General features: G+C 60.7%; 20 protein-coding genes and 6 pseudogenes. 7 read left to right on the top strand and 19 right to left on the bottom strand.

The genetic code is table 11. The features are described 5' to 3' along the window. Positions 1-241: 241 nt before the first annotated feature. Positions 242-757: pseudogene (locus VF34_RS01685) on the top strand (transposase); the annotation flags it as partial. A 31-nt stretch (positions 758-788) separates the two neighbouring features. Here VF34_RS01685 and VF34_RS01680 read toward each other — a convergent pair. Next, entirely contained in the window at positions 789-1,541 is a 753-nt protein-coding gene (locus tag VF34_RS01680) for a TetR/AcrR family transcriptional regulator (RefSeq protein WP_027498238.1), read from the bottom strand. A 106-nt stretch (positions 1,542-1,647) separates the two neighbouring features. On the opposite strand from VF34_RS01680, the pseudogene VF34_RS25425 reads away from it, so the two are divergent. Continuing rightward, positions 1,648-2,014, top strand: a pseudogene (locus tag VF34_RS25425) (AMP-binding protein); the annotation flags it as partial. Between the two features lie 30 nt (positions 2,015-2,044). On the opposite strand, the gene VF34_RS01675 reads toward VF34_RS25425, so the two are convergent. The 5 genes from VF34_RS01675 to VF34_RS01655 all read right to left on the bottom strand — a co-directional run bounded on the left by VF34_RS01675 (position 2,045) and on the right by VF34_RS01655 (position 7,575). Next, positions 2,045-2,968, bottom strand: a complete 924-nt coding sequence (locus VF34_RS01675) for an alpha/beta fold hydrolase (protein ID WP_027498239.1) — start codon at positions 2,966-2,968, stop codon at positions 2,045-2,047. After that, positions 2,958-4,028, bottom strand: coding sequence for a ferredoxin--NADP reductase (locus tag VF34_RS01670; protein ID WP_027498240.1), 1,071 nt, complete (start codon positions 4,026-4,028; stop codon positions 2,958-2,960). The genes VF34_RS01675 and VF34_RS01670 overlap by 11 nt, the downstream gene beginning before the upstream one ends. Next, entirely contained in the window at positions 4,025-4,894 is an 870-nt protein-coding gene (locus VF34_RS01665; RefSeq protein WP_027498241.1) for an SDR family NAD(P)-dependent oxidoreductase, read from the bottom strand. The genes VF34_RS01670 and VF34_RS01665 overlap by 4 nt, the downstream gene beginning before the upstream one ends. 39 nt (positions 4,895-4,933) lie before the next feature. After that, complete coding sequence (locus VF34_RS01660; RefSeq protein ID WP_027498242.1) at positions 4,934-6,448, bottom strand: flavin-containing monooxygenase; 1,515 nt, start codon at positions 6,446-6,448, stop codon at positions 4,934-4,936. A gap of 158 nt (positions 6,449-6,606) precedes the next feature. Next, complete coding sequence (locus tag VF34_RS01655) at positions 6,607-7,575, bottom strand: AurF N-oxygenase family protein (RefSeq protein WP_027498243.1); 969 nt, start codon at positions 7,573-7,575, stop codon at positions 6,607-6,609. Between the two features lie 132 nt (positions 7,576-7,707). On the opposite strand from VF34_RS01655, the gene VF34_RS01650 reads away from it, so the two are divergent. Next, the gene (locus tag VF34_RS01650; protein WP_027498244.1) at positions 7,708-8,049 is read left to right on the top strand and encodes a DUF4873 domain-containing protein; all 342 of its coding nucleotides are present in this window, start codon (positions 7,708-7,710) and stop codon (positions 8,047-8,049) included. 215 nt (positions 8,050-8,264) lie between these two features. Here VF34_RS01650 and VF34_RS25420 read toward each other — a convergent pair. Next, positions 8,265-8,414 (bottom strand): annotated as a pseudogene (locus tag VF34_RS25420) (IS3-like element ISMyma10 family transposase); the annotation flags it as partial. A gap of 722 nt (positions 8,415-9,136) precedes the next feature. On the opposite strand from VF34_RS25420, the gene VF34_RS25810 reads away from it, so the two are divergent. From VF34_RS25810 to VF34_RS24840, 3 genes and pseudogenes are all read left to right on the top strand, one after another. After that, positions 9,137-9,598: an IS30 family transposase gene (locus VF34_RS25810; protein ID WP_027498247.1), complete on the top strand. Its 462-nt coding sequence runs from the start codon at positions 9,137-9,139 to the stop codon at positions 9,596-9,598. Positions 9,599-9,680: 82 nt separating this feature from the next. Beyond that, complete coding sequence (locus tag VF34_RS01635; RefSeq protein WP_045840685.1) at positions 9,681-11,456, top strand: IS481 family transposase; 1,776 nt, start codon at positions 9,681-9,683, stop codon at positions 11,454-11,456. A 63-nt stretch (positions 11,457-11,519) separates the two neighbouring features. Continuing rightward, positions 11,520-11,874: pseudogene (locus VF34_RS24840) on the top strand (IS30 family transposase); the annotation flags it as partial. A 221-nt stretch (positions 11,875-12,095) separates the two neighbouring features. Here VF34_RS24840 and VF34_RS01630 read toward each other — a convergent pair. The 11 genes and pseudogenes from VF34_RS01630 to VF34_RS01580 form a co-directional block, all read right to left on the bottom strand. After that, positions 12,096-13,376 (bottom strand): annotated as a pseudogene (locus VF34_RS01630) (IS3 family transposase). A 49-nt stretch (positions 13,377-13,425) separates the two neighbouring features. Beyond that, a complete protein-coding gene (locus VF34_RS24830) occupies positions 13,426-13,593 on the bottom strand; it encodes a hypothetical protein (RefSeq protein WP_155288583.1) in 168 nt (55 codons plus the stop codon). After that, positions 13,577-14,272, bottom strand: a complete 696-nt coding sequence (locus VF34_RS01620; RefSeq protein WP_027498250.1) for a hypothetical protein — start codon at positions 14,270-14,272, stop codon at positions 13,577-13,579. Before VF34_RS01620 ends, VF34_RS24830 begins: the two co-directional genes overlap by 17 nt. A gap of 48 nt (positions 14,273-14,320) precedes the next feature. Then, positions 14,321-15,280, bottom strand: coding sequence for an MlaD family protein (locus tag VF34_RS01615; RefSeq protein ID WP_027498251.1), 960 nt, complete (start codon positions 15,278-15,280; stop codon positions 14,321-14,323). After that, positions 15,277-16,314, bottom strand: a complete 1,038-nt coding sequence (locus VF34_RS01610) for an MlaD family protein (RefSeq protein ID WP_032375375.1) — start codon at positions 16,312-16,314, stop codon at positions 15,277-15,279. Before VF34_RS01610 ends, VF34_RS01615 begins: the two co-directional genes overlap by 4 nt. Further along, positions 16,314-17,363, bottom strand: coding sequence for an MlaD family protein (locus VF34_RS01605; protein ID WP_027498253.1), 1,050 nt, complete (start codon positions 17,361-17,363; stop codon positions 16,314-16,316). Before VF34_RS01605 ends, VF34_RS01610 begins: the two co-directional genes overlap by 1 nt. Then, positions 17,357-18,352, bottom strand: coding sequence for an MlaD family protein (locus VF34_RS01600; protein WP_027498254.1), 996 nt, complete (start codon positions 18,350-18,352; stop codon positions 17,357-17,359). The genes VF34_RS01605 and VF34_RS01600 overlap by 7 nt, the downstream gene beginning before the upstream one ends. Further along, positions 18,349-19,356 (bottom strand): MlaD family protein, encoded by a 1,008-nt coding sequence (locus VF34_RS01595; protein ID WP_027498255.1) that lies wholly within the window; start codon positions 19,354-19,356, stop codon positions 18,349-18,351. Before VF34_RS01595 ends, VF34_RS01600 begins: the two co-directional genes overlap by 4 nt. Further along, positions 19,353-20,390, bottom strand: a complete 1,038-nt coding sequence (locus tag VF34_RS01590) for an MlaD family protein (RefSeq protein ID WP_032375374.1) — start codon at positions 20,388-20,390, stop codon at positions 19,353-19,355. Before VF34_RS01590 ends, VF34_RS01595 begins: the two co-directional genes overlap by 4 nt. An 8-nt stretch (positions 20,391-20,398) precedes the next feature. Beyond that, complete coding sequence (locus VF34_RS01585; protein WP_027498257.1) at positions 20,399-21,262, bottom strand: ABC transporter permease; 864 nt, start codon at positions 21,260-21,262, stop codon at positions 20,399-20,401. A gap of 10 nt (positions 21,263-21,272) precedes the next feature. Then, entirely contained in the window at positions 21,273-21,980 is a 708-nt protein-coding gene (locus VF34_RS01580) for an MlaE family ABC transporter permease (protein ID WP_228139276.1), read from the bottom strand. A gap of 387 nt (positions 21,981-22,367) precedes the next feature. Between VF34_RS01580 and VF34_RS25805 the strand changes: the two genes are divergently transcribed. Further along, positions 22,368-22,571: an integrase core domain-containing protein gene (locus VF34_RS25805; protein WP_141214819.1), complete on the top strand. Its 204-nt coding sequence runs from the start codon at positions 22,368-22,370 to the stop codon at positions 22,569-22,571. A 146-nt stretch (positions 22,572-22,717) separates the two neighbouring features. Here the strand turns inward: VF34_RS25805 and VF34_RS24460 are convergent. Next, positions 22,718-23,913 (bottom strand): annotated as a pseudogene (locus tag VF34_RS24460) (IS110 family transposase). Between the last annotated feature and the right edge of the window lie 102 nt (positions 23,914-24,015).

Here is a 24,015-nt window from a genome sequence, read left to right as displayed (position 1 = left end):
TCTGCCGCTCCGCGGCGGCAGGCGAGGCCCGCGCGCCTCGCATCAAGATGACCGCGCTCTGAGGTCGATTTGTTGCGCCCAACGCTTGAAGGAGCGCGTCCAGCGCGATGTCCTCGTTATCGAATATCAAGATTGCATGGAGGTCGTCGCGGAGTGCGCAGCGGGCGCAGAAACGGGATCGGTAGCGTTCGCCTTTCGTGGTTGCAGGCGTTCGCAGCGCAGGTCGAGCGCGATGCCGGGCGCACTCTTGGCGTTGATCGCGGAGTTGAACCGTCAGATCGGCGACCTCGAAGCCGATCTGACCCGCCATTTTGAAACACACCCGGACGCTGACACACAACGCCGCCATCTACCTCTCCCTGCCAGGAATCGGTGTCATCCTCGCCGCCCGGGGCTCGGTGAATTCAGCGACGACGTCGACCGCTACACCAACGCCAAGTCTCGCAAGAATTACGCCGGTACGTCACCCCTGACAGTTGCGTCGGGCAAGAAGCGGGCCGTACTGGCTCGACATATCCGCAACCGGCGGCTCTACGATGCCATCGACCGGTGGGCGTTCTGCGCCCTCAGCCAGAGTCCGGCCGCTCGCGCGTTCTACGAACAACACCGTGCTACCGGAGACCTCCACCACCAAGCGCTCCGCGCACTCGCCAACAGACTTGTCGGGCTCCTGCACGGGTGCGTACGCCACTGCACCGAATACGACGAACACACCGCTTGGGCACACCGCACCGCGCAACAACCCGACGCAGCTTGACAAGTTAGAATTATTGGATATCTAGGGTGATTCAGTCCATTTTGTGGCGGGACGCGAAACCGGGATGGCTGAATGGCAGACTGCGTGAGAAGGCCACGCCTACGGTTGCGGCCGCGCCGTCGATGATTCCCCACGTCGTCTCTGATAGGTGTGCGGCGAAGAACGTATCATCCACCCCTTGCTCACGACCGTTGTCGATCCACCACTGAGTCGCAGATAGACCAGAACCCAGAATGGACGCCACGGCCAAGGGAATGACCGAAGTATCTGCGTGAACACGCTGAAGACTTTCAGTGAACCGATCGGCGACGACCTCCATCACCGACCTCAGTTCGTCAGCAACTCCGCCATTTCCCGATCCGGAGTACTGAAACAAGTGATTCGCCATAAGGAATCTGACGACAGTGGGATACTGCCCGACGAGCGCGACGTAGCTCTGGACGGACGAGCGAACCATGTCGTCAACCGAAAGATAATCTTGGTCGGCGAGAATAGTGACTTTCGCCGAATCCCACATCAACGCACCGAGTTTCGCCGCCACCGCCGCGTTCAAGCCCGCTTTGTCGCCAAAGTAGCGATACAGCTTTGGTTTAGATACACGGGCCTCCGCAGCGATGTCGTCCATGCTGACGCCTGCACCATACTGTTCGATGATCCGTATGGTCGCGTCGACCAGCTGCGCGCGTACCTCGACTCTATGCTCATCCCAGCGGGTGCTACGGGCATCGGCCACTCGACGCTGCACCTGAGATGGAGTAAATGAAACGCGGCGGACGAATGACATTATGGGGTTAACAATACCCTGAAGGGTCCTCTCAAGCGAGTCGGGCTGGAGAGCCGTTCGCTGAAACCTCTCGGTTCGCTCGCAGCGGTTCGGCACCCTCCCTCAAGCAGCCGATCGTCCGCCGGATCGCACCGTGTCGATCACATACACCGGCGGCACGACCGGAAAGCCGAAGGGAGCCATCGGAGGCTTCGGCAATGTTCACGATGACGCAGATTCAACTCTCCGGAGTGAGAATGGCCGGGTTCCCCAAATTCTCGATGTGCACCCCGCTGTCGCATGCTGGGGCCGCGTTCTTCGTGCCGACCCTGACGAAAGGCGGCCCGATGATGGTGCTGCCGAAGTTTTATCCGCCGAGGTGCTGCGCACCATCGACGCAAAAAAGATCACCGTGGCGATGCCATCGATGCTGTACGCCTCGATGGACCCCTCCCAACTCGGACACGCGCGGCCTGTCGACGATCGTGGCCGTCTCACGAGCTCATGTGTGTCCGGTCGACGGTTCAAAAGCCATCGCCTACCGTGGCTGCGTCCAATCGGGCCGCTGCTTCGTTGAAATAGTTTGGTGCCTCCATGTTGATCATGTGACCGATCTGTGGCAACGCCACGAACTCATGCAACCGGCGGCGCTGCTGCAGTCGGTCGGCGAGATCAATGGAATGAACCGCGGGTGTCAACTTGTCGGCCGAGCCCACGATCACGGTCGTCGGAACCGTAAGTGAGTCGATTCCTTTGCTCACATCGATGGTGGCCAGGACCCTGCCCCACATTCCCCGAACCGCAGGGGGGCACCGCAGTACTATGTCGGAACACTCAGCCACAACGTCTGCTGGCGCGTGTGGACCCATCGTCCCGTATTTCACCAACCGTCGGTTGAAGCGAGTGTCAAGCATCTCCGGTCCCGCGGTGGCGAGCCCGGCTGCGAATGCCCGCTCCAGTGAGGCGCGGAATCGACGTGGCGACCCAATTAGCGTCGATTTACTCACCAACTGCGAGGGGCCGGTACTCGCCAAGACGGCACCACGGGATAAGACGGGCACCGACTCCGGGTGCTCGGCAGCCCAACCCATGATGGACATCCCGCCCATACTATGACCGGTCACCAATGCCTTACGATTAGACGTGACGACAGCGCGCAAGACAGCCTCGAGATCGTCGCCGAGCACCGACGAAGAGAAGGGCGCGCGACCCCGGTCGCTCCAGCCATGCCCTCGTTGGTCATACACCACCACACGGTGTGTGGTGGCGAAGTGCTCGATCTGAGGTCTCCAGAACCGACCTTGGCAAGCCCACCCGTGGCTGAACACCAGCAGCGGCGCATCATCACCGAGCCCGTACTCCTCGACAAACAGCCTCGTGCCGTCACTGGAGAGAACCTCCCGCGACCGCCGCGACAATAGGCCAGCTTTCGAGGAGTCAGAGGTCATCGAAACTCACCGTCACAGCGTCGGTGAGCGGAAGTGCCTGGCACGCGAGTCGCTCGCCGTCCTCAATGTCGTCGTCTACGAGGATGTTGTTCTGCACCATCTCGACATCGCCATCGATGAGCTTGCACACACACGCGCTGCATGCGCCCTCTCGGCACGAGTACGGTGCATTGTGCCCTCGCGAGAGCAGCACATCGAGCAGAGGCGTGTTACGTGGCCACTCCGTGGTGATGCACTCTCCGTTCAGGTAAACCGTGGCCGTAGCTACACCCTCGTCGTCACTGAGTCGACGCAGTGTTGCGGTGTCGAACGGGTCACCCGTCAGCGACTGGAATACCTCTCGATGTACATCCGAATGATCCACTCCGCATGCGGCGGCAGAGCTTTCCACAAGATCCATGAAAGGGGAAGGCCCGCAGGTGAAAATTGCCGATCCCTTGTGTTCACGAATAATCTTTTCTACAGCCTCTGATGTGGGAATCCCGTTCTCCGACTCAAGCCAGTCAACCAAAGTGAACCGCTCGGCGAATTCAGATCTAATCTGCTCAAGCCGGCACTTGTACATGATCGAATCGGAGTCACGGTTTGCGTAGAACAGGACAACTTCCCCACTGCCCGACACCAGAGCCGACTGCACCAGCGACAGAACCGGAGTGATGCCGCTTCCGCCAGCGAAGAAGAGCAAGTCGACGTCGAGGCTCTTAGCGGTAAACTTTCCCGATGGCGTGAGGACGGTCACCTCCATGCCGATGGAAACGTTGTCACACAACCAGTTCGACGCATACCCCCCAGCGGTGCGCTTCACCCCGATCTCGAGGCGGAAGTCATCGACATGAGGCGAACTGCTCAGCGAGTAGCATCGTGCGACGTGGCCCGTCTGGTCGGACGGGATCTTCAACGTAATGAACTGCCCGGGTAGATGCTTGAAATCGTCGACGATCTCGTCAGGCACTTCGAAGGCGATGCTCACGGAGTCCTTGGTCTCCTGCACGACCTCCGACACGGTCAGCGTTCGCGATCGCGCGGTGGTGCCCGGCCGATTCTCCTGTTCGAGGGTCATTTGATGATCCCCCGCTTACGAGCCAAGGCGTAGCCCGCGCGTGTGACAGGCGCAGAGATGTCCTGGTAGCGCGGACCGACAACGCGTGCGACAAAGTCGAAGCCACGTGCGTCTGCGCCGATCAGCACTCGGGGCTTCTTCTTGTCCATTCCCTTGAGGATGGCGCACGCAGCTTTCTCCGGAGTGGTCCTGGCGATGTTGTTGAACATCGAGGCAATGGTGGCGGTATCTGCCCCCATATCGGATACACCACGAGCGTTGTTGACGATATTAGTCTTGACGCCGCCGGGGTGAACGCATGTCACCGTGACCGGATGCCGACTGATTTTCATCTCTTGCCGAAGCGCTTCGGTGAAGCCACGCACACCGAACTTCGCGGCGTTGTAAGCGCTTTGACTGGGGATCCCGACCAGACCGAAGACGCTGGAGGTGTTTACCAGATGACCATCACCAGAGGCGATCAGATAAGGCAGGAACGCCTTGGTCCCGTTGACGACACCACCGAAGTTGATGCCCATCAGCCAGTCGAAATCCTCCCAGGACATGTCGACAACGTCGGCGCCGAGGGCGACGCCGGCATTGTTGAACACCATGTTGACGCGCCCGAAAGACGACTGCACGCTCTCTGCGTAAACCTGGAACGCAGCACGATCTGCCACGTCCAACACCGCGGTCTCCACGGTCGCACGATGCGCGGTACGGCACATGTCCGCCGTCTCCTCGAGATGCACTTCGTCGACGTCGGACAAGGCAAGGCTGGCCCCGCGTTCGGCCAGTTGGAGGGCAAGGGACCGACCGATCCCTGAGGCGGCTCCCGTGACGACTGCGACCTGGGTCGCGTAATTGCCTGCTGTCGAACTACTCACTGTCGGATACTCACTTCTCGATGACCTACGGTTGGATTGTCAGGCGATCTCGTACTCGGCGGGCTCGAAGTCTTTCGTCGCTCGCCAGTACTGCCAGGTGAACCCGGGCCACACCGTACGGTTGACACCTTGCGAGTCCAGATACCAACTCGTACATCCGCCGTTGGTCCACACGCCCTTGGCGAGCTTGTGTTGGATGCTCTTGTTGAAGTGTTCTTGAACCTCGGCCCGCACATCAACACGCTCCGCACCTCGACTGTCGACGGCGTCGATGGCCTTCATGATGTACTTGATCTGCTGCTCGATCATGAACACGACAGAGTTGTGCCCAAGACCCGTGTTAGGTCCGAGCAGGAAGAACAGGTTCGGGAAGCCCTCGGTGGTGATGCCGAGGTGGGTATTGATGCCCGTCCGGTGCCAGTGCGACGGCAAGTCCTCGCCCCGAGCGCCCTTGAGCGCGAGTTGATCGAACCCGTCCGTGACATGGAACCCTGTGGCGTAAATGATCACATCCACAGGGTGTGACACGCCGTCAGGGGTGACGATCGAATCGGCAGTGATCTTTTCGATCCGATCGCTGATCACTGTCGTGTTGGGGGCGGCGAGCGCAGGGTAGTAGTCGTTCGATCCCAGGATGCGCTTGCATCCGATGCGGTAGGACGGCATCAGCTTCCGGCGTAGCTCGGGGTCGGTGATAGAACGCTCGATGTTCCATTTCGCCACCTTTTCGATTGGTCGCATAAGGTTGGAGTGGCCGTTGAGCCCGAAGGCCAGGCTCTCTGCGCCCCAGTAGACCGACCACCGAGCGAGGCGGCGAGTAATGGGGATCTTGCTGAGCAGCGTCCGAAGTACCGGCGGCACCGCGAAGTTCTTGCGTGGAAGTACCCAAGCCGGGGTTCGCTGGAAGACCGTGAGTGTGCCGGCGTCCTTCTGCACGAACGGCACGAACTGAATCGCGCTGGCACCGGTGCCAATGACGGCCACCCGCTTGCCCTGGAGATCCACCGTGTGGTCCCACTGTGCCGAATGGAACGCCTGACCGGCGAACTCGTCGATTCCGGGGATATTCGGAAAATTCGGGATGTGCAGAGCGCCGACACCGGACACGATGTACTGCGCGACGTACTCCCGGCCCGACTCGGTACGCAGGTGCCACCGAGATTCGGACTCGCTCCAGTATCCGGAGACCAACTTCTGCCCGAAGTGGATCTTCTGAGTGACACCACGCTTGTTGGAGATATCTTTCAGGTACTGCTCGATTTCGGGCTGCGAGGACCACACCTTCGACCAGCTACCGCGACTCTCGAACGAGTAGGAGTACATCAGTGACGGTACGTCGCACGCGCATCCCGGATAGGTGTTGTCGCGCCACGTCCCACCGACGGAGTCGGCCTTTTCTAGAACGATGAAATCACTGTACCCGCGTCGGCGGAGCTGGACGGCCATACCGAGGCCAGAGAAGCCGCTGCCGATGATGAGAACTTTGGTAGTGATGGGCTCGGTTATTCCCGGGTCTGTCGCCGTGGCGGCGGACTTGGCGTTGGAGGACGGCATTGTGAAAATCTCCTGATCGAATGCAGAAAACGGACCCGCACGGCGCGCCGTGACGCGTGGCAGGTGTGGGAATGTCATCCGCCCAAGCCCACGAACCGAGGAATCCGGTCGTGGGGTCGAGGAATGGGCTGTGGGACGCGCGGACCGGGCCGGGCGTGTTAGCGCAGATCGTCGGGCAGGCTGCGCGTTGCGCGCCACATCGCCATCGTGAACTTCCCCTCCATCATTCCGGCCTCGTGGAAGAATCGGATCATCGGCTCGGACATGAACTGCAAGTTGACGCGATAGTTCGGGCTCGTCTGCTGCGCCCACAGGCCGCGCAGACGGCTGATTCCGACATCGGGATATACCTTCGGATTGATGAGCAACGGGTATGCAAAGTTCGCAATGGCCGCCAACGTGCCTCTATGCCAGGCGCGCGAGATGCGTCCGCGACGCTGCATCCCTTCCACCATTTCCAGCCGCGCGAACGTGATGTGACGGGCCTCTTCGAGAACGTGGATCTTCATGAGCTGGCGCAGCTGCGGCTGCATTTTCGGGTCATTCATCGCCTCGCGCTGAGCGCGGTCGAGGATCTCCTCGATGAGCAGAGTCGCGCCGGACACGGACGGGCCGAGAGGCACAAAGTGCAAGATCTTCGCGATGCTCAAGAACCCCTTCGGCAACTTGTACGGTGCCAGGCCCGTCTTGTTGATCAGTCGGGCGAACATCGTCGAGTGACGTGCCTCGTCGCCGATCTCGTTAAGGGCGTAGAGGGACCTTTGATCTGTCAGGGCGCCTTTGGCGGATGTTCGGAGCAGCGCCGAGCTGAGCAGATTCTCCGCGTAGATACCGAAGCTGAGGATGCTGACGATTTCGTGGCGCCCGAGTTCCGCCTTTTGCTCGTCGCTCATTCTCTCCCACAGCTTGGTGCCGTAGAGCGAGACCCGATGCTCTGGCAGGTAGTACTTTCCTTCCTCCCAGGGTGAGTCCCAATCGATGTCGATCTCCGCGTCATAGAATTTTTCGGCCGCCGCCCGCAGCAGTCGGCCGGCAGATCTCTGCATGTCGACGGGCTTGCGGGCGCTGACACGCGCAGCGCCTTCCGTTGAGACGTCGGGCTTGGTCTCCACATTTTGAACGGTCATGTGACACCTCCGTTGCGTTCCGGGCCGAGCTGAGTCTCGACTTCATACCCGTACTCCGGGTACCAGATACTGATAGTGTCTGCGCCAATGCGTTCTTTTGTCAATGTTTGATGTGAAGAAAGTGAGCCTTGCGTGTCTGACGACCACGATCTCGACTACTCCGGCGAGGGCACCTTGGTGTGCCGTGGCAAGGAGATTGCTGTCGGGGTGAAGATCAAAGGCTATTTCCAGCCCCTCAACGGCTTATACACCTGGTACGGAAGGATCGACAAGAATGATGCGCTCCACGCCGCCCTCTCGGGAAGGCGCACGGTTGCCGTCTTTGCGACACCAGAGGGACGCGCCGAGTGCGTCGTGGGCGACCCTGATTTCTGGGACCGCTATCGCATCTCGGGCACGAGCAGACCGCCGTACCACATCCCCACCACGCTCGAGGAAGTTGAGTCGATAGCAGAGAGTGAACATCAGGGTTGACCGACCCGCTTTGCGCCCTGGGTCGTTCCCCAGCATCCAGTCCGATAGCGCCCAGGCGGGTGAAGCAACGCCACCAGACGGCGCGCCGTGTCAGTGAACCGTCCCGGGTTTCTTGCCGCTCCTACGCTTGCAACATCTCCGGGCGGAGAGCCGATTCTTGACTGTGGTAGGCCTTCTCGAATTCGTCTGGTGTGAGGTAGTCGAGGGTGCTGTGGGAGGCGGCGTTGGTTGAACCAGTCGACCCATCCCATCGTGGCGAACTCGACATCGTCGATGGTCTTTAGCGGGCCGTTCAGGAACGGGCCTCTCTTCGATACTCCCTCGGTCTTGAACAACCCAATTGTGCTCTCGGCCAACGCATTGTCTTACACATCCCCGACGCTGCCGATCGGTGCCGCGATCCCCTCGAGCGCAAGCGTTCCCGCGAACGCGATCGACGTGTACTGACCAGGTTCAACCGGTCGACGCAACACCTCAAGGGATGGAGGGTGTTTCGATGGGACGACCACCAGAATGGGCGGCGACGTTGACTGGGCGGGCGGTGATGAAATCTCCGGGTCGTCCGCCGGTACGCCGAGATCTCGAACGCGAGTTCTGGGCGCAGATCGCGTTGGGGTTGACCAGTGAAGACGCGGCACCGCTTGCGGCGTGTCGGGGCCGGTGGGTTCACGGTGGTTCCGTCACGCTGGAGGTATGCCGCCGATTGACTTGGCCCCGCCCACGGGGAGGTATCTGACCTTCACGAACGTGAGGAGATTGCCCTGCTTCGCGCGAACGGTATGAGCATGCGAGATATCGCAGACCAGATCGGGGCGATCACCGTCGACGATCTCGCGAGAACTCCGCCGCAACGCTGCCACCCGCGGCGGCAAGGTCGAGTACCGCACATCAGTGGCGCAATGGAAGCCGATCTTGCGGCAAGGCGACCCAAGGTAGCCAAACTCGTTGAACACGAACCTCTTCGAGAGTACGTACAGGAAGTGCTCTCGGGCGTGATCCGCGACGAAAACGGTGAGGTTGTCGGCCCGTTCGCATCGTGGAAGGGACGCAACAAGGCACGGAGAGCGGACCGACGATGGGCCAGCGCATGAGCCCGGCACAGGTCGCCAACCGCCTGCCGATCGACTTCCCGGACGACGAGTCGATGCGCATTTCCCACGAAGCGATCTACCAATCCCTCTGCATCGAAGGACGTGGAGCGCAGGATAGAGAGTTGGTGGCGTGCCTGCGCACCGGACGAGCATTGCGCGAGCCGAGGGCGCGAGCGAAGAAGCTCCGCACCGGATTCATCACCGATGACGTCACCATCGGCTCGCGGCCAGACGAAGTCGCTGATCGCAAAACGCCAGGGCATTGGGAAGGAGGTCTGATCATCGGGCTGGGCAGGTCCACAGTGGGTACGCTTGTCGAACGCACCAGCAGATTCACCACGTTGCTGCATCTGCCACGTAAGGATGGGTACTGGGATGCGCCCCCGGTGAAGAACAGGCCGGCGTTGTCCGGTTACGGATCGGAGTCGGTGACGTGTAAAGGTTCAACACATCTTTGACGGAACGTCATCGGCACATATCTGACGCTTCACCAGCTTTGGTGATCGTTGGGTGTGCCTTCCCCTCAGCCCCTCGAATCCGATGCCAACATCGCCGAACGACTCACTGTCCAGGTCCGCTTTCCGAGCAATTACCGAGGTCAACGACGGCTCACCGGTCAGCGACGTCGCCGAGCGATTCGGCGTCTCCAGACAGACCGTCACAGCGTGGCGCAAGCGATACGAAAACTCGGGTATCGACGGACTTGTCGACTCGTCGAGACGACCGCATGCGAGCCCGAACCGTATCCAGCCCGACATCGAAGCCCTCATCTGCGAGATGCGACGACATCACCGGCGGTGGGGCGCACGCCGCATCTGCTTCGAGCTAAGCAAAGAAATCGGAGACCGAACCCCATCTCGCGCGACCGTCCACCGAACGCTCGTCCGCAACGGCTTGGTCAATCATCAAGAGCAACAACATAAACGAGTCTACAAACGTTGGCAGCGCGAAGCGCCGATGCACCTATGGCAGCTCGACCTCGTCGGCGGAATGTTCCTCGTCGGCGGACGCGAGTGCAAAATGCTGACCGGAATCGACGACCACTCACGATTCATCGTGACCGCAACCGTCCTCGAGCACCCCTCCGGGAACGCAGTATGTGAAGCATTCATCGCTGCCATCCACAAGTGGGGTTCGCCGTTCGAGGTACTCACCGACAACGGGAAACAATTCACCGGTAAACACACTCGGCCGCTGCCGGCCGAAGTGCTGTTCGAGCGAACATGCCGAGAATTCGGGATCACCGCACGACTGACCCGACGCCATTCACCCACCACAACTGGCAAGATCGAACGATTCCACAGAACCCTTCGTCGTGAATTCCTCGATGAGGCAGGCGCATTCGCCGACATCGCTGCTGCCCAAGCCGCCCTCGACGAATGGGTGCACGCCTACAACACCCTGCGGCCCCACCAGAGTCTGGACATGGCAACACCCGCGAGTTTGTTCCGTGCGCGAGCCCACCACGAGCATCACGACGGAACAACCGACAACGGCCAGTCCGATTCGTCATCAACTCTCACCGCTGCAAGCTCCAGCCTGACAACGGTGGGCCGTGAAAGAAGCAGCAGTGCAATCGAGCTCGACACCCAGGTACCACCGAGCGGCGTGACCAATGTCGCTGGAGCGCAACAATTGTGGATCGGAAGCAACCACGCCGGACGGACCGTCACCCTGTGGATCGACCTGGTCAGCATTCATGTCATCCTCGACGACACCGTGATCAAGACAGTGCGCTCGCGACTGACCCACACCGACCTCGAACGCCTCGCCATGCGCGGCACACGCCAGGGCCGACCATCTCCGGCAACAGCGGCAGTAGACACCGCAGTCCTGCCCACCAAACCGAGACCGATCGAGGTCGACCGAACCGCAGGACGAGACGGAACCGTCATCCTCGCCGGTCACCGACTTCACCTCGGAGCCGACAGAGCGGGAACACGAGTGACGCTGCGAATCGCCTCAGGGCTGATCCACGCCAGTGTCGACAACGTCCTGCTCGCGACACTGCCGAACCCGCTCGATGCCAGCCAGCTCGCGGGTCTGACCGGCGCACGGGAAGCTACGGGAACGTTGCCCGCGCCGCCGCCGGCCGGACCGCAGACCGTACAGCGACGCGTCCCGAAAGACGGCCGGGTCATGGTGACCGGTCAGCTGCTCAAGGTCGGCCGTACCCATGCCGGAACCATCGTGACTGTCGTGGTCGAAGACAACTACTTTCGGGTCCTCGACGGAACCACCGAGCTCGGCGTCTACGCGCGAACCTCAACCAAACCCATTCGGAACTTCAACGCCCACCGCCCCAGAAGCGGGTAACGATGTGTCGATGACAATCGGTCAAAGATGTCCTGGGCCCATACATGTCAGTCGGTCTGCGATGCACTCCAGGCTGCGATGACACCGCTGCCGGAGCACCTGCGCAGATCGGTGACCTGGGACCGCGGCGGAGCTTGCACGTCATGCGGAGTTGACCGCAGAAACCGGGATCCGTGTGTACTTCTGCGACCCGTACAGCCCCTGGCAGCAGGGAACGAACGAAAACACCAATGGATTGTTGCGACAATACTTTCCGAAGGGAACCGATCTCGCTCGATACCGTCGAAGTGACGTTCAGGCCGTGACGGATGCACTCAACAACCGCCCGCGCAAAACACTTGGGTGGCGAACCCCAGCGGAAGTGCTTGCAGAGCAGATGAACTCGGCTTCACGGCACTGTGTTGCGACGACAGGTTAAATCCGCCCTGACTGCCGGCATCGCTGTGATGGATGAGCCCTGAGCCGACGCGGTGTCCACCGTGATCTCGTCGCCGCAACGCCGTCTTCAGCGCCGTGGTGACCATCGCTGTGTCTTCGACCGTCGGCACGGCGAGGAGGCCTGCAAAATCCCGACATTCCCGATTCTGTCGGTGTTCGACCACTCGCAAACTGTGATCCGTCCCGGCATTTCCGGAGGGCTCACTGCGTGAGTGCCTCCTCCGGATTGAGGGTGCGCGTGCGATCGTAGTGGAGTTGCTCGGCGTGGTCGGGCGTGAGGTCGTGGCAGTAGCTGTGGGGGCGTTCGCGGTTGTAGAACGCGACCCACTGTGCGGTGGCCAACGACAATTCCGCGGCACCGGGGAAGCGAGGGCCGTTGTCGACGAGCTCATTCTTGTAGTCGGCGTTCACCGATTCGGCAAGGGCATTGTCGTAACTGTCGCCGACCGTTCCGATCGACGCCGCGATGCCCTCCTGCGCCAAACGCTGCCCGAATGCGATCGCCGTGTACTGGGATCCAGCGCCACTGTGGTGGATCAGATTACTCAAAGCAGTTACACCAGAACGTTTTCGGGAATCAATCGCGTTAGTGATGGCGGTGTCGACGAGGCTGGTGGTCATCTCCGATGCGACCTTCCACCCGACGATCTTCCGGGCGAACACATCGACGACGAACGCCGTGAACGCCCACCCCGACATCGTGCGGCATTAGGTGAAATCGGCGACCCACAGCCGGTTCGGTGCCACCGCGGTGAACCGGCGCTTCACCAGATCCTCGGCCCGCGGGTGGGTCGGATCGGCGACGGTGGTGCGGACCCGCTTTCTTTTTGAGCGCACCGTGCCACCTCATTTCCCGCATTAGTCGTTCGACGGTACATCGAGCTACCTCGATACCGCTGCTGCGCAACATAATCCAGGTCTTCCGCGAACCGAGAACCCGTGCGAGCGGTTGCCGCGTCCGGAGCATGTGAATGGCATCGATGACATGTGCATCGGACAGTATTCGGGCACACGGCACCCGAGTGACATGGTCGTAGTACGTGGACGGGGCGATGTGCATACCGTGCTCGGAGAGCACCGTGCACATCGAGTCGACACCCCAGACAAGACCATCGGCACCCACCCGGTTTCCCTGGTGAGTGCCGATGAAGTCCACAATTATCGGTGTGGCCGGTCGATTTCGGCCGCGAAAAAAGCTGACGCCGCCTTGAGTATCCCGTTGGCCCGTTTGAGTTCGGCGTTCTCCTGACGCAACTTCCTGATGACCTCGGCGTCGGCACGTAACTCGACAGTGCTGCCCGGGCCGTCGACGGGTACCTTCCGAACCCACTGACGAACGGTCTCAGCGGCGCCCACACCGAGCAAATCCGCGGTCTTGCGCATCGCCGCCCACTCGGTATCGCCCTGCGCCACCAACCGAGCCACCATGTCGACGGCATCCTTCTTCAACTCCGCCGAGTACCGCTTCGATCCTGCTGCCATGAGGTTTCATCTTTCCCTGAGACGAACCCTCCGGAAACACCGGGACGGATCACTGACCCGATCGAGGGGGCACCCGCCACCCGAAGAGATCACCCAACTCCTCACCGGCGTCGACCCCGCCGACATCTGCGACCGCGTCGAAGAATGAGTACCGTCCTGCATCTTGCTCTTCGTGGAACTCCTTCTGCGGAGCAGCCGTCTCATTCAGCTGGGCCATAGTCCTGAATCTGCCAGCCCTGGGCGGTTTTCGTCACGACCACCTTCAACAATGTCGGCAGTTCACTCGGTTGTGGATTCTGCACGTTCTGCGTCTTCTGGCTCGCGAAGACCATCACCGTGTATTCTCCGTCGGCGTCACCGGTTTCACCGGTGACGCTGGTGGCCAGAACGCGTCCCGACGCCTGCACCTGGGCCTGCTGGATAATCTGGGTTAGCGTCGGCCGAACCTCGTCGTACCGCTTGACTAGAGCCTCACCCGCGTCCTCTTTGACTGCCGCGAAAAAGGCGTCGGTGTTCTGGTAGCTGTAGGTCAGGGATCTGGTCGTGTAATCCGAGGCGGCCTTCGCCGCGGCGGCCCGTTGCGCGGCGTCGTTTTCCAATACCGACTTCGCTTCGTCGGCCTCGAGGTAGAGGTAGGCGAACACGCCGGCCAGCACAGCGAGCACCACGATCACGGCCGAAACCACCACGGCACGTGATCGCGGCGATGCTGACCAGCGGTGCCCACCTGGCGAGGGGGGGTCGACGTCGCTGTCTCCAGCCCCAGCCGTGGCTACGGCGGACGCGGCTGGGGCGTTTTCGTCCATCAGTAGATCGCCATCCGGCGTCGCTGCGGCCGCGCTGTCCTCGACTTCAGTGGGCTCGGGGTGCGGTTTCGTTCGGTCGTCATTTGTCATGTGGGACCTTCTGTGTAATAACGGTGACAGTCGCTTGCGGACGGGGCGTCACCGTAGTGGCGGCGACACGGTGACGGGGACCTCGGCGCGACCTGGTCGCGACGCCGGGAAAGTCCGGCCGAGGAGGTCGCCGATCGACCCGAAGTCGACGTATGTGTCGGCAACTTTCTCGGTCGCCGGTTTCACCGCCCGGGTGATCGTCAGCAGATCCGGCTGCAGGATCTGAATATAGCCGTTGAGCTTTTCCACAAGCTTCAACACGGGAGGCCACTTGTCGTACGAGGTGGTTGTGAACCTGATGAACGCCCGTTGAATCCGCGCCAGCCCGTTCACGGCGTCAGGGGTGCGTACAGATGCCGTACTGAGGACGTCCCCGGCATCGGCCAAGAGGCCGAGCAGGAACTCGGCGTTGTCTGCGGTCACCCGGACGGACCCATCTTTGCCGACGAAATCGACTACACGGTGCATCATGTCGCCGATCGTGTCGAGGTCGTCCTGCCGTCCGGCGACGGCCTCGGCGACGGTCTTGTTGATGGACTCGATCGATTCCGGGTCGAGCCCATCTGCCACTGCAGCCAACTTTGGCAACACCTGGGGAACCGATTGCGACACGTGCACCGCGTCCGCGGGCACCACGTCTCCGTTATCGAAGTACCCACCGGTTGCCGTGCCCGCGGGCACGAAGTTGATGTACTGTTCCCCCGCGAGCGACAGATTCTGGATAGACATCTCGCTGTCCTGGGGGATCTTGTGGTCGGAATCAATCGTCATCTCGACCTTAATTGCCGAATCCGCGACGTTGATCGAGGACACCTTTCCGACGGGTACCCCCCGCACCATCACCGGCGATGTGTCCAGCAGACCGCCTGAGCTGTCGATGATGGCGGTTAAGGAGTACTCGGAGCGGGTGGGGTTGATGTGTGCCACGCCGACGACGAGGTAGCCGAGCCCTACGACGAACACGACGGCGAGAGCCAGTATCGATATGAGCGTGCTGCTGCGGTTCACGGCATCATTCCGATTGATCTCAACACGGTTACGAAGGATTCGGCGTCACGCCGCGCTAGGTCCCGACCATCGATGGAGATGTCCGAGAGGTTAATGTCGGGCGACCGCACGAATGGAATGAGTTTGTCGCGGATGACGCTCGTTGCCTGCTCCGTGACGGACTTCGAGTAGATGTCGGAGTTGGCGATCGAATCGATCACCGGGGCGATCCCGGCCACTGACTCCTTTATCCGTAAGTACTCCGGATCCACGATCCTGCCCGCGGACACTGCGAAATCACGCAAGTTGGCGATGAGTAACGCGACCTCGATCAGGGAGTAGCCGAGGCCAGAAAAGTTGCGTCCGCCCTTGGTCAGCATCCGGTCGATTCCCGACGGATCGTCCAAGATCACTTTCAGAGTCTGATCCGCCGACCTCAACACTACGTCGAGTTTGTCGGTATTCGAGGAGACCTCCGAGACGGTCTCCAGCGTTGTCTGGTATAGGGCGTCGAATTGCTGCAAGTCCTTGGGGAACGTGGTGTTCAATGTCGAGATCGCGGTGTGGATCTTGTCGAGCTCACCGCCCCCGAGGACATTCGACATCCCGCGCATGACGTCCTCGACATTTGCTGCCGGCTCGGTCCGTGCCAACGGGATCACCGAACCCGACCGCAGCAAGGCACCCGTCGACGGCTCGGCTGGGGGAAGGATGGCAACGTAGATCTCACCAAGGAGAGTGTCCTGACGCAGCTCAGCCCGCGATTCCCCCGGCAGCTGAGTCGTGTTGTCGATGCGAGCTTTCACGACCGCATGCCCGTTCTCGTACGTGACATCTTCGACGAACCCGACGCTGATTCCCCCCGAGAGAACTTTTGCGAGGGCAGGCAAGTTGAGTGCGCTGGTGAACTCCATCTGGATGTCGTAACCGTCCGCGTCGGAGGTCGCTATCGTCGGCGGATTGTCGGCGTTGATCCCACACGATGTCACGAAAACTATCGTTGCCATCAGTGCGACCACCATGGGTCCGAGGCATGCGCGATTGACCGAGATCATCAGGCCCCTCCCCCCATCATCCCTGCGATCGTCCTCGATACATCGCTGGACCCGCAGACTCCGTTTGCCACCGGCGCGGCGCAGCCACCGACCAGGCTTCGCAAAGGCAGCGACACTGCGAACGCCTGCACAATTGACTTGGCATCGGGGTGTTTCACGATGAGGTCTGCCGTGCGGGCTGCGATCGCTACCACCATGTCCGGCTGCTCTCCCATGTCGGCGATGAGCGGAACGGCAGCATCACCGATCGCGAATATCGGGGGACCGAAATCTGTTGCGAACCTCGAGAGGATCGGAACGAACGTCCCCGCGTACTCGACTGCCGAGCCGAAGGTCTGGCCGAACGCGATGATGACCTCGATGGCACCTACGAAGTTGTCGAAGAGGGCGGTCACCTCTTTGTCGTTCTCGGTTGCCACCCCCGTCAGTGCGGCGAGGTTCCCGACGATGCTGCGAATCTGCATATCCCGCTTTGCCGGGTCGTCGATGAGCGTGGCTGAGTCCTTGATGATCCCGGCCACGTCACCCTGCGTTCCTTCTAGATTGCGGGAGACGAGCTCGAGGGACTGCAAGATCGCGTCGGTGTTCCTGCCGTTGTCCTTGACCAGGTCCTCGGACAAGTTGCTGATCGAGTCGAGCGTCTGACTGATTCCCAGCGGGGTTCTCGTCTTACTCAACGGAATGCACTGATCCGTCTCGTATCGGGCTCCATCAGAGTACGGCTTGGTGAACTCGATTTGACGTTCGGTCACGATGGATGTCGACACCAGAGTCGCGCCGACGTCGGCGGGCAGCGGAACGCTCTTGTCGATCCGCATGTCGATCCTTACACCGGACTGATCACTATTCTGGTGCACCCCGACGACGCTGCCTATCTTCTTGCCGAGCATGGCTACTGTGTTGCCTTCGAAGAGGCCCGATGCGTCGGTGAACTCGGCACACAGGGAGCGCGTGTCGTCGGACACCCTCCCCCCTATTTCCACACTAGCGACCACCACAACCACCACGGCGATCAGGAGCAACAGTCTTCGGATCCATGTAGTCAACATTTGTCGTCACCACTCGGAATGCACACACGAACCTCTGGTTCTGTGGTAGTCGACGCACCGACCGGCGCCTGGAGGAGGACGCCGAGGCGCTGAGTGATCTGATCAACCTGGGCCAGGGCATCGGAGTAGCCTGGCAGCTCTGACGACACCTTGTCGAGGAGCGTCTTGTATTGTTGGACAGACGGTTCGATTCCATCGCTGTAAGCCACGAGCGGCCTCGTGAGAAGTTTGAACAGACGACTGAGAAGGTCGAACCCGCCGCGGACGTTATCGATATCAGGTCCCAGCGTACTGGCAAGGAAGCTGAGTTGACGGAGAAAGTCGACCAGCACCTGTTTTTGATCGGCGAAAGCGTTGACGTATTCATCGGATAGAGCGACCGCTTTGTCGAGCTGACCGTACTGTCGCTCTAAGAGTTCCATCAAACTGCTGGTGTTCCTCAGTGCGTCGGGAATGTTTGTGTTGCCGTCGGAGAACGCATTCTGCAGCAGCGACGCAGTCTGACGGAGATCGACGCCCTTTACATCGCGGAACACCGGCGTCGTCGTCTCGAGCGTGTCCGAAATGTCGTAAGTACTCGATGTCTGAACAAGGGGGATCGCCCCCGACAGCGAGGTCGGTCCTGACCCTGGGTCCAGATCGAGAACTCGCCCGCCGATCGGCGTGATCAGGCGAACCGCTGCGGTGGCATCCGAACGGACTGGCACTGAGTCGTCGAGTCGAAATTCGACTGTGATAAACGTTCCCGCGAGGTCCACCGACGACACCGTTCCCTGTCTTATCCCCGCTATACGCACCTGATCACCCGACTCCAGCCCTCCGGTGTTGACCAGTTGAGCCGAGTACACCTTTTGGCCGGGCGGTGCGATATACACGGTCCCGGCGATTACCAGACCGACCACCACGGTCACCACCACCACAGCGGCGACGATGAGGTCGCGTCTGCGTTCGGACTGGTGATGCGGTCGATTTCGACTGAACAACCTCACTTACACACCACCAATCGTTGCCCCATAAGCGCAATCGTGGCTGTATCCGGCAGGGGCAGAAGGCCTTTCGAACATCGTGCCTCACTCGGCGTGGAATTCGTCGAAGCGTTCAGCGAGTCCATAAGGGGCTTGAGCAGTACCGCGCCATTCAGCAGCCCCTCCAACTCCCCGGGTTCTCGCGCCAGACGCTGATAGATCGTCGCGAAACTCTGGTCGTACGTTGAGTCAAGTTGCTCCCCGGCGATGACAGTTTTCTCCATGGACCGGTTGACCTCGCCCAGCGACTCCCGCAACCGGTCACTCACGCGGCTGAAGGCGTCGACGATCGATCCCAGCTGGTCGACGAGTTCGACCAGCTGCGCCGAGCGGCCTTCGAGTTGGTCGGAGACCTGGCCGAGACTCGTCACGATATTCGTGATGATCTCAGACCGCTGGTCCCCGTAGGCGGTGATGTTGGCGACCTGCTCCAGAACAGGCGATATACCCCTCCCATCACCTTGAGCAACGCGCAACAAGTTGGACTGCAGTTCATTGATCTCGTCGGCGTTAAGCGTGTCGAACACCGGCTTGAACCCGTTGAACAAGGTGGACACATCAAATGAGGGAACGGTCTTGTCGAGTGCCACCTGTGTGAGCGCCGCCCCCTGTGTCTTTCCCTGTGCCGCACCGATCAATTCGACATATCGCTGTCCGAGAAGATTCTGATAACGCACGGCGGCGGTGGTGCTCGACGTGATCGCGACGTCGTTGTTCAGTTGGAAATGAACGACCGCGGTGGGCCCTTTCAGGCCGATCGCCGTCACATAACCGACCTTTACTCCCGCCAAACGCACACCGTCGCGAGGCTTGAGCCCAGATGCATCGGAGAAGACCGCAGACCGTTCAGAACTCGCTCCGTCCGAGCTGGGTTCGAGGATGGCGATGATCACGTAGGTGAGAACGCCGATGACTGCGGCGAACGCGACGATCTTGACGATGGTGGGAATTAACGACTTGAGCTTCATCTTCTTGGTCCTCCTGCTGCAAGCGCGCTCTGCAGCGCAGGTGACGTCTGCACTACCAGGGCGACCTGAAGTTGTACTCGCTCGCCGACTTGCGGCGTGGCGTTGTCGATGCTGTCCAGGATCTGCGGGATGGTGTAAATGGTCTGCGCGAGTCCCGATGCCGATCTGGCGACCGGCCTCGCCAGATCGAGGCCGACGTCCAGTACCGAACTCAACGCCGGGTAGTTTTCGCTCAACAGTCCTCCCAGTCCCCCGAACAGAACCTCGCCGGTGCTGTTGAGGTTGCCTGTGGCCTGATTGATGGCCTCGTCGGTGGCGAAGAAGTCAGCGACGTCGACGTTTATGAGGATGCCCGGAACGAACGGCGTCATGAAGTCGGCAACGCCCTGGGACAGGTCTGCCGCGATCGCCAAATCCTGGCCCACTGGCCGCTGTTGAACGTCCCGAGTGAGCTGCGCGATCTGGAACATGAGCTGGCCGGCATCGGCAAACGTTTGGGAATCATCGACGACAAACTTCACCACAGAATTGAACGCCGGCTGATCGAGAGCATCGACCAGCTTCGAGAGTTTTCGAATCAGGGTCGATACCGAAGTGTGTTCGGACTGCAGCTTGCTCACATAGACGCTGCCGCCATCACGGATGAGGACTCCCCGCCCGGGGTCGACAATCTCCAGTGCCGTCGGCCCCAGCGCGCTGGCGGACGTGTAATTCACGGCCATGCCCTGACGCAACCGGATGTCGTCGTTCACTCCGGTGAGCTCGATTTTCACATTTACACTTTGGTCGCGCCCCGACACCGAGGACACCTTGCCCACCGTGAAGCCCCGATACTTCACCTCCGATCCGCCCTTCAACCCGTCACCAACCGCGTCGGTGGTGATCGTCACTGTCGTGATGTCTTCATATTTTCCGGTCGCGTTGCCCGCCAGAAGATAGCCGGCAACCGTCACTACGACGAGAACCCCGATCCCGCGCAGGGTCAAGTTCGCCAGTGAGGGCGCGCGTCCTGATGGATCTTGAAATACAGCCACTTGAACTCCTAGCCCGAAATCTTGACGCCCGAATCGAAACCCCACATCAACAGGGTTAAGATCATGTCCTCCACGACGATGATGATGAGACTGCTGCGGATCGCTCGACCAGACGCGCGGCCGACGCCTTCTGCTCCGCCGCTGGCGTAGTAACCCTGGTAGCTGTGGATGATGACGACCGACACCACGAAAACGAGGACCTTGATTACTGAGAACGCCAAATCCTGCGGTTTGAGGAACGCATCGAAATAGAAGTCATAGGTGCCACCCGACTGGCCGTGTAAAAGGATGACGACCAGCTTGGCCGCGCCGAAACTGAGTATCAGCGTTACGATGTAGAGGGGGATGATGGTAGTGATCGCCGCGACCACACGCGTGCTGACGATGTACGGAATCGGCCGCACCGCCATCGACTCGAGCGCATCGATCTCTTCGGCGATACGCATCGAACCTATTTCCGCAGTGAGGCGACAGCCGGCCTGGGCTGCGAAACCGATCGCGGCGATCATCGGTGCCAACTCTCGAGTGTTGGCGTATGACGAAATGAATCCCGTAAGAGACCCCATCCCGACCAGGTCTAGCGAGGCGTAGCCCTGGATGCCGATGGACGCCCCGACAGCCATTCCGAGAATCACAAGCACGATCGCGGTACCCCCGCCGACCAGTACAGCGCCTCGTCCCCAGGCAAACTCCTGTATGAATAAAAACGTCTGTCGTCGATAGGTGGTTGCGACGTGCCGAATTCCGGCGACGGTGTCGATGGTGAATGTTGTAATGTGCCCGAGCTGCGCGGGGACCTCAGCGAGGGGTGTCACAGCACGCACGATCGGACGAGTAACAAAACTATAACGGGTGGATGGTACTGCGGTCACGTGTTCTCCGTCATCCGATGGTCTGCGGGACGAACATGATGGTCAGTTGGGTGATGAACACGTTGATGACGAAGCACGCCACTACCCCTAGGACCACGGTGGCGTTGACAGATGTGGCCACACCTTTGGGGCCACCTTTCGTGGACAGGCCCCGATGACACGCGATTGTCACGACCACGAGACCGAACACCACTGACTTGATCAGCGCTACAAGGATGTCCGCCGATGATGCGAACGATGCGAACGATGCGACGTAGCTCCCCGGCGTGATGCCCTGGACGTTGACGCTAAGGATGTAGCCGGCCACGAGACCGGTAAACACGATGAGCATGCATAACATCGGAGCGACGATGAGAACCGCGACGAATCGAGGTGCGACGAGTCGACGTGTCGAATTTAGTCCGAGCGTCTCCATGGCATCGATTTCTTCACGGACGGTGCGTGCGCCAAGGTCAGAGGCGATGGCCGACCCTGCCGCACCACCGAGCAGGAGCGCGGTGACGATCGGTGCCCCCTGCTGAATGATCCCGAGTCCACCGGCGGCTCCGGCGATAGATGTGGCCCCGACCTGCTGGGTTAGACTTCCGACCTGCACCGAGACGATAACGCCGAACGGGATCGCGACCAGGATCGCTGGCAACGTCGTTACGGTGATGACGAACCACGTCTGTGTGACAAACTCCCGAAACGGAAACCGTCCGGTGACAATATCGCGCACGGCCCACCGCAATGCCTGGCCGGCGAGGGCAATCGAATTTCCAAAGGTCACAAGACTGGCTGTCGCTCGACCAGCAATTTCTGTATAGATACCGGTCTCTCCTCTTCTGTCTGCGCAGCTCGTCGCGATAAGGTGTTCGCACAGTATCAGGTACGTGCAGTACCTGGTACATGGTTTCGGGTAATCCCCGTCGGATTAATCACCTGAGAGGTTGGCGTGTCCCCAAGTGAACGGAGCCATCTCGATTTAGAGCCTTGACCCGGATCGAGCCGGGAGCGATCTTCCACTCCGAACTTGCCGTATGTACCTCGCGGGCTTACCGGGCTTACCGGGCTCTCGTGAGCTCTCCGCGGATGCGGTCTTCGCGGGGTGTTGTGGGGCAACAGTATGGCCGAAAGTTTCTTCGCTGATTTCAAGAACGAATGCGTCTACCGAACGATCTACTCCACCAAAAGCAAAGCACGACAAGACATCGTCAGATACATCGACGGCTTCTACAGTTCACAACACCGCCATTCGGCGCTCGGGTACCGAACCCCGAACGCTGTCCACTACAGTTACGGGCAGTCCGCAAACGCGGCTTCAGAATAGTCATCTCCAGTGTCGGAAATCCTCGCGGCAGATCAACCCCACGCACGGCATCCGACCGTGATCGTCGGCGAACGCGGGTACAACCGCTGCCGTTGGTACCGTTGGGGTGAACCTCACGCCTCAATAACGTGTCCCTATGGTTTCTGTCAAGCTGCGTGAGCTGCGGGCGGTTGGTACAGGGTCTTGTTCTTGAGCATGGCGTACAGGACGTCGCATCGGCGTCGAGCGAGGCAGATGAGCGCGGCGTTGTGTTTCCTGCCTTCGGCTCGCTTGCGGTCGTAGTAGGCGCGACTGGTGGGGTCGTGCAGCGCGGCGAAGGCCGAAAGGAACAACGCGCGTTTGAGTTTGCGGTTTCCTGATCACGCTAAATGCTCACCTCGGATCGAGGTGCCGGATCGGTGGGTCACGGGTGCGATGCCGGCGTAGGCGGCCAGGTGTCCTGCTGATTTGAATGCCGATCCGTCACCGACTTCGAGAAGGATGCGTGCGGCAGTCCTGACTCCGACGCCTGGCATCGAGATCAGGAGCGAGGAAAGAGGGTGGGCACCGAGCATCCTCTCGACGTCCGAGCCAACTGTGTTGCGTTGCTGCAGTGTCTCTTTGAGCGAGTCCGCCAGTTTGGGTAGAACAGTCTCGGCAGCCGCAGACCCGGGCACTACTACCGTCTGAGCCTCGAGTGCGGCGTAGATCTCCGCAACCAGTCTTGCCCCATCCTGAGCGCGTTTTTGGCGGCGAAGCGGTCAGTTTCCGCTTACCAGCAGCGCGGATGCCGCCGGGGCTACCGCAGCGGGACAGGATCTCGAGCACTGCCGGGTGTGTCACACGCGGTCCGAGGACTCGTTCGAGCGCGGGGTGAATGCCGGTCAGCAGTCCGCGGATTCGGTTGCTGACGCGGGTTGCTTCACCGGCGAGATCGTCATCAAAACCGATCAGCACACCGAGCTCGGCGAGTGTGTCATCACCGGTATCGACTCGTCGCAGCGTGTGGGGCATGGTCCGGGCCGTGTCGGCGATGATGAACGCAGGCCCGCGCATCAGTTTTGGCTTGCCTTGGATACAGATCTGCGATGCGGCGCATCGACAGACCCGGTAGGGACGCGAACTGGTGCTCGCAGGATCGGGAGACGGTGACCGGCAGGGCGTCGCCGATCGTATTAGGCTGATCGACGACGATCAACAGCGGCCCGCGCGTGGCGAGGCGGTCGAACACTGTGCGCAGGCGGGCCTCGTCATTGGGTAGGGCTTTGCCGTACAGACGGGTTCCGTCGAAGGCGAGACCGACGGCGTGATGTTCGGATTTTCCCACGTCGATGCCGCAAAACACGGCGTAGCTCGTGGCCATGAAGCAGTCCTTCGTCCGGTCACCGATCCGACGTCAACACCCGGCGACAGCCCCCCCACCCCCCGGATCATCGATGACAGGGGCGAGAAGTCATACCGGGTC

This window comes from Rhodococcus sp. PML026, from assembly GCF_000963615.1.
Taxonomy (GTDB): Bacteria; Actinomycetota; Actinomycetes; order Mycobacteriales; family Mycobacteriaceae; genus Rhodococcoides; species Rhodococcoides fascians.
Note: the sequence above shows the minus strand (reverse complement) of the source record. Positions and strands in the feature narration are given on the sequence as shown.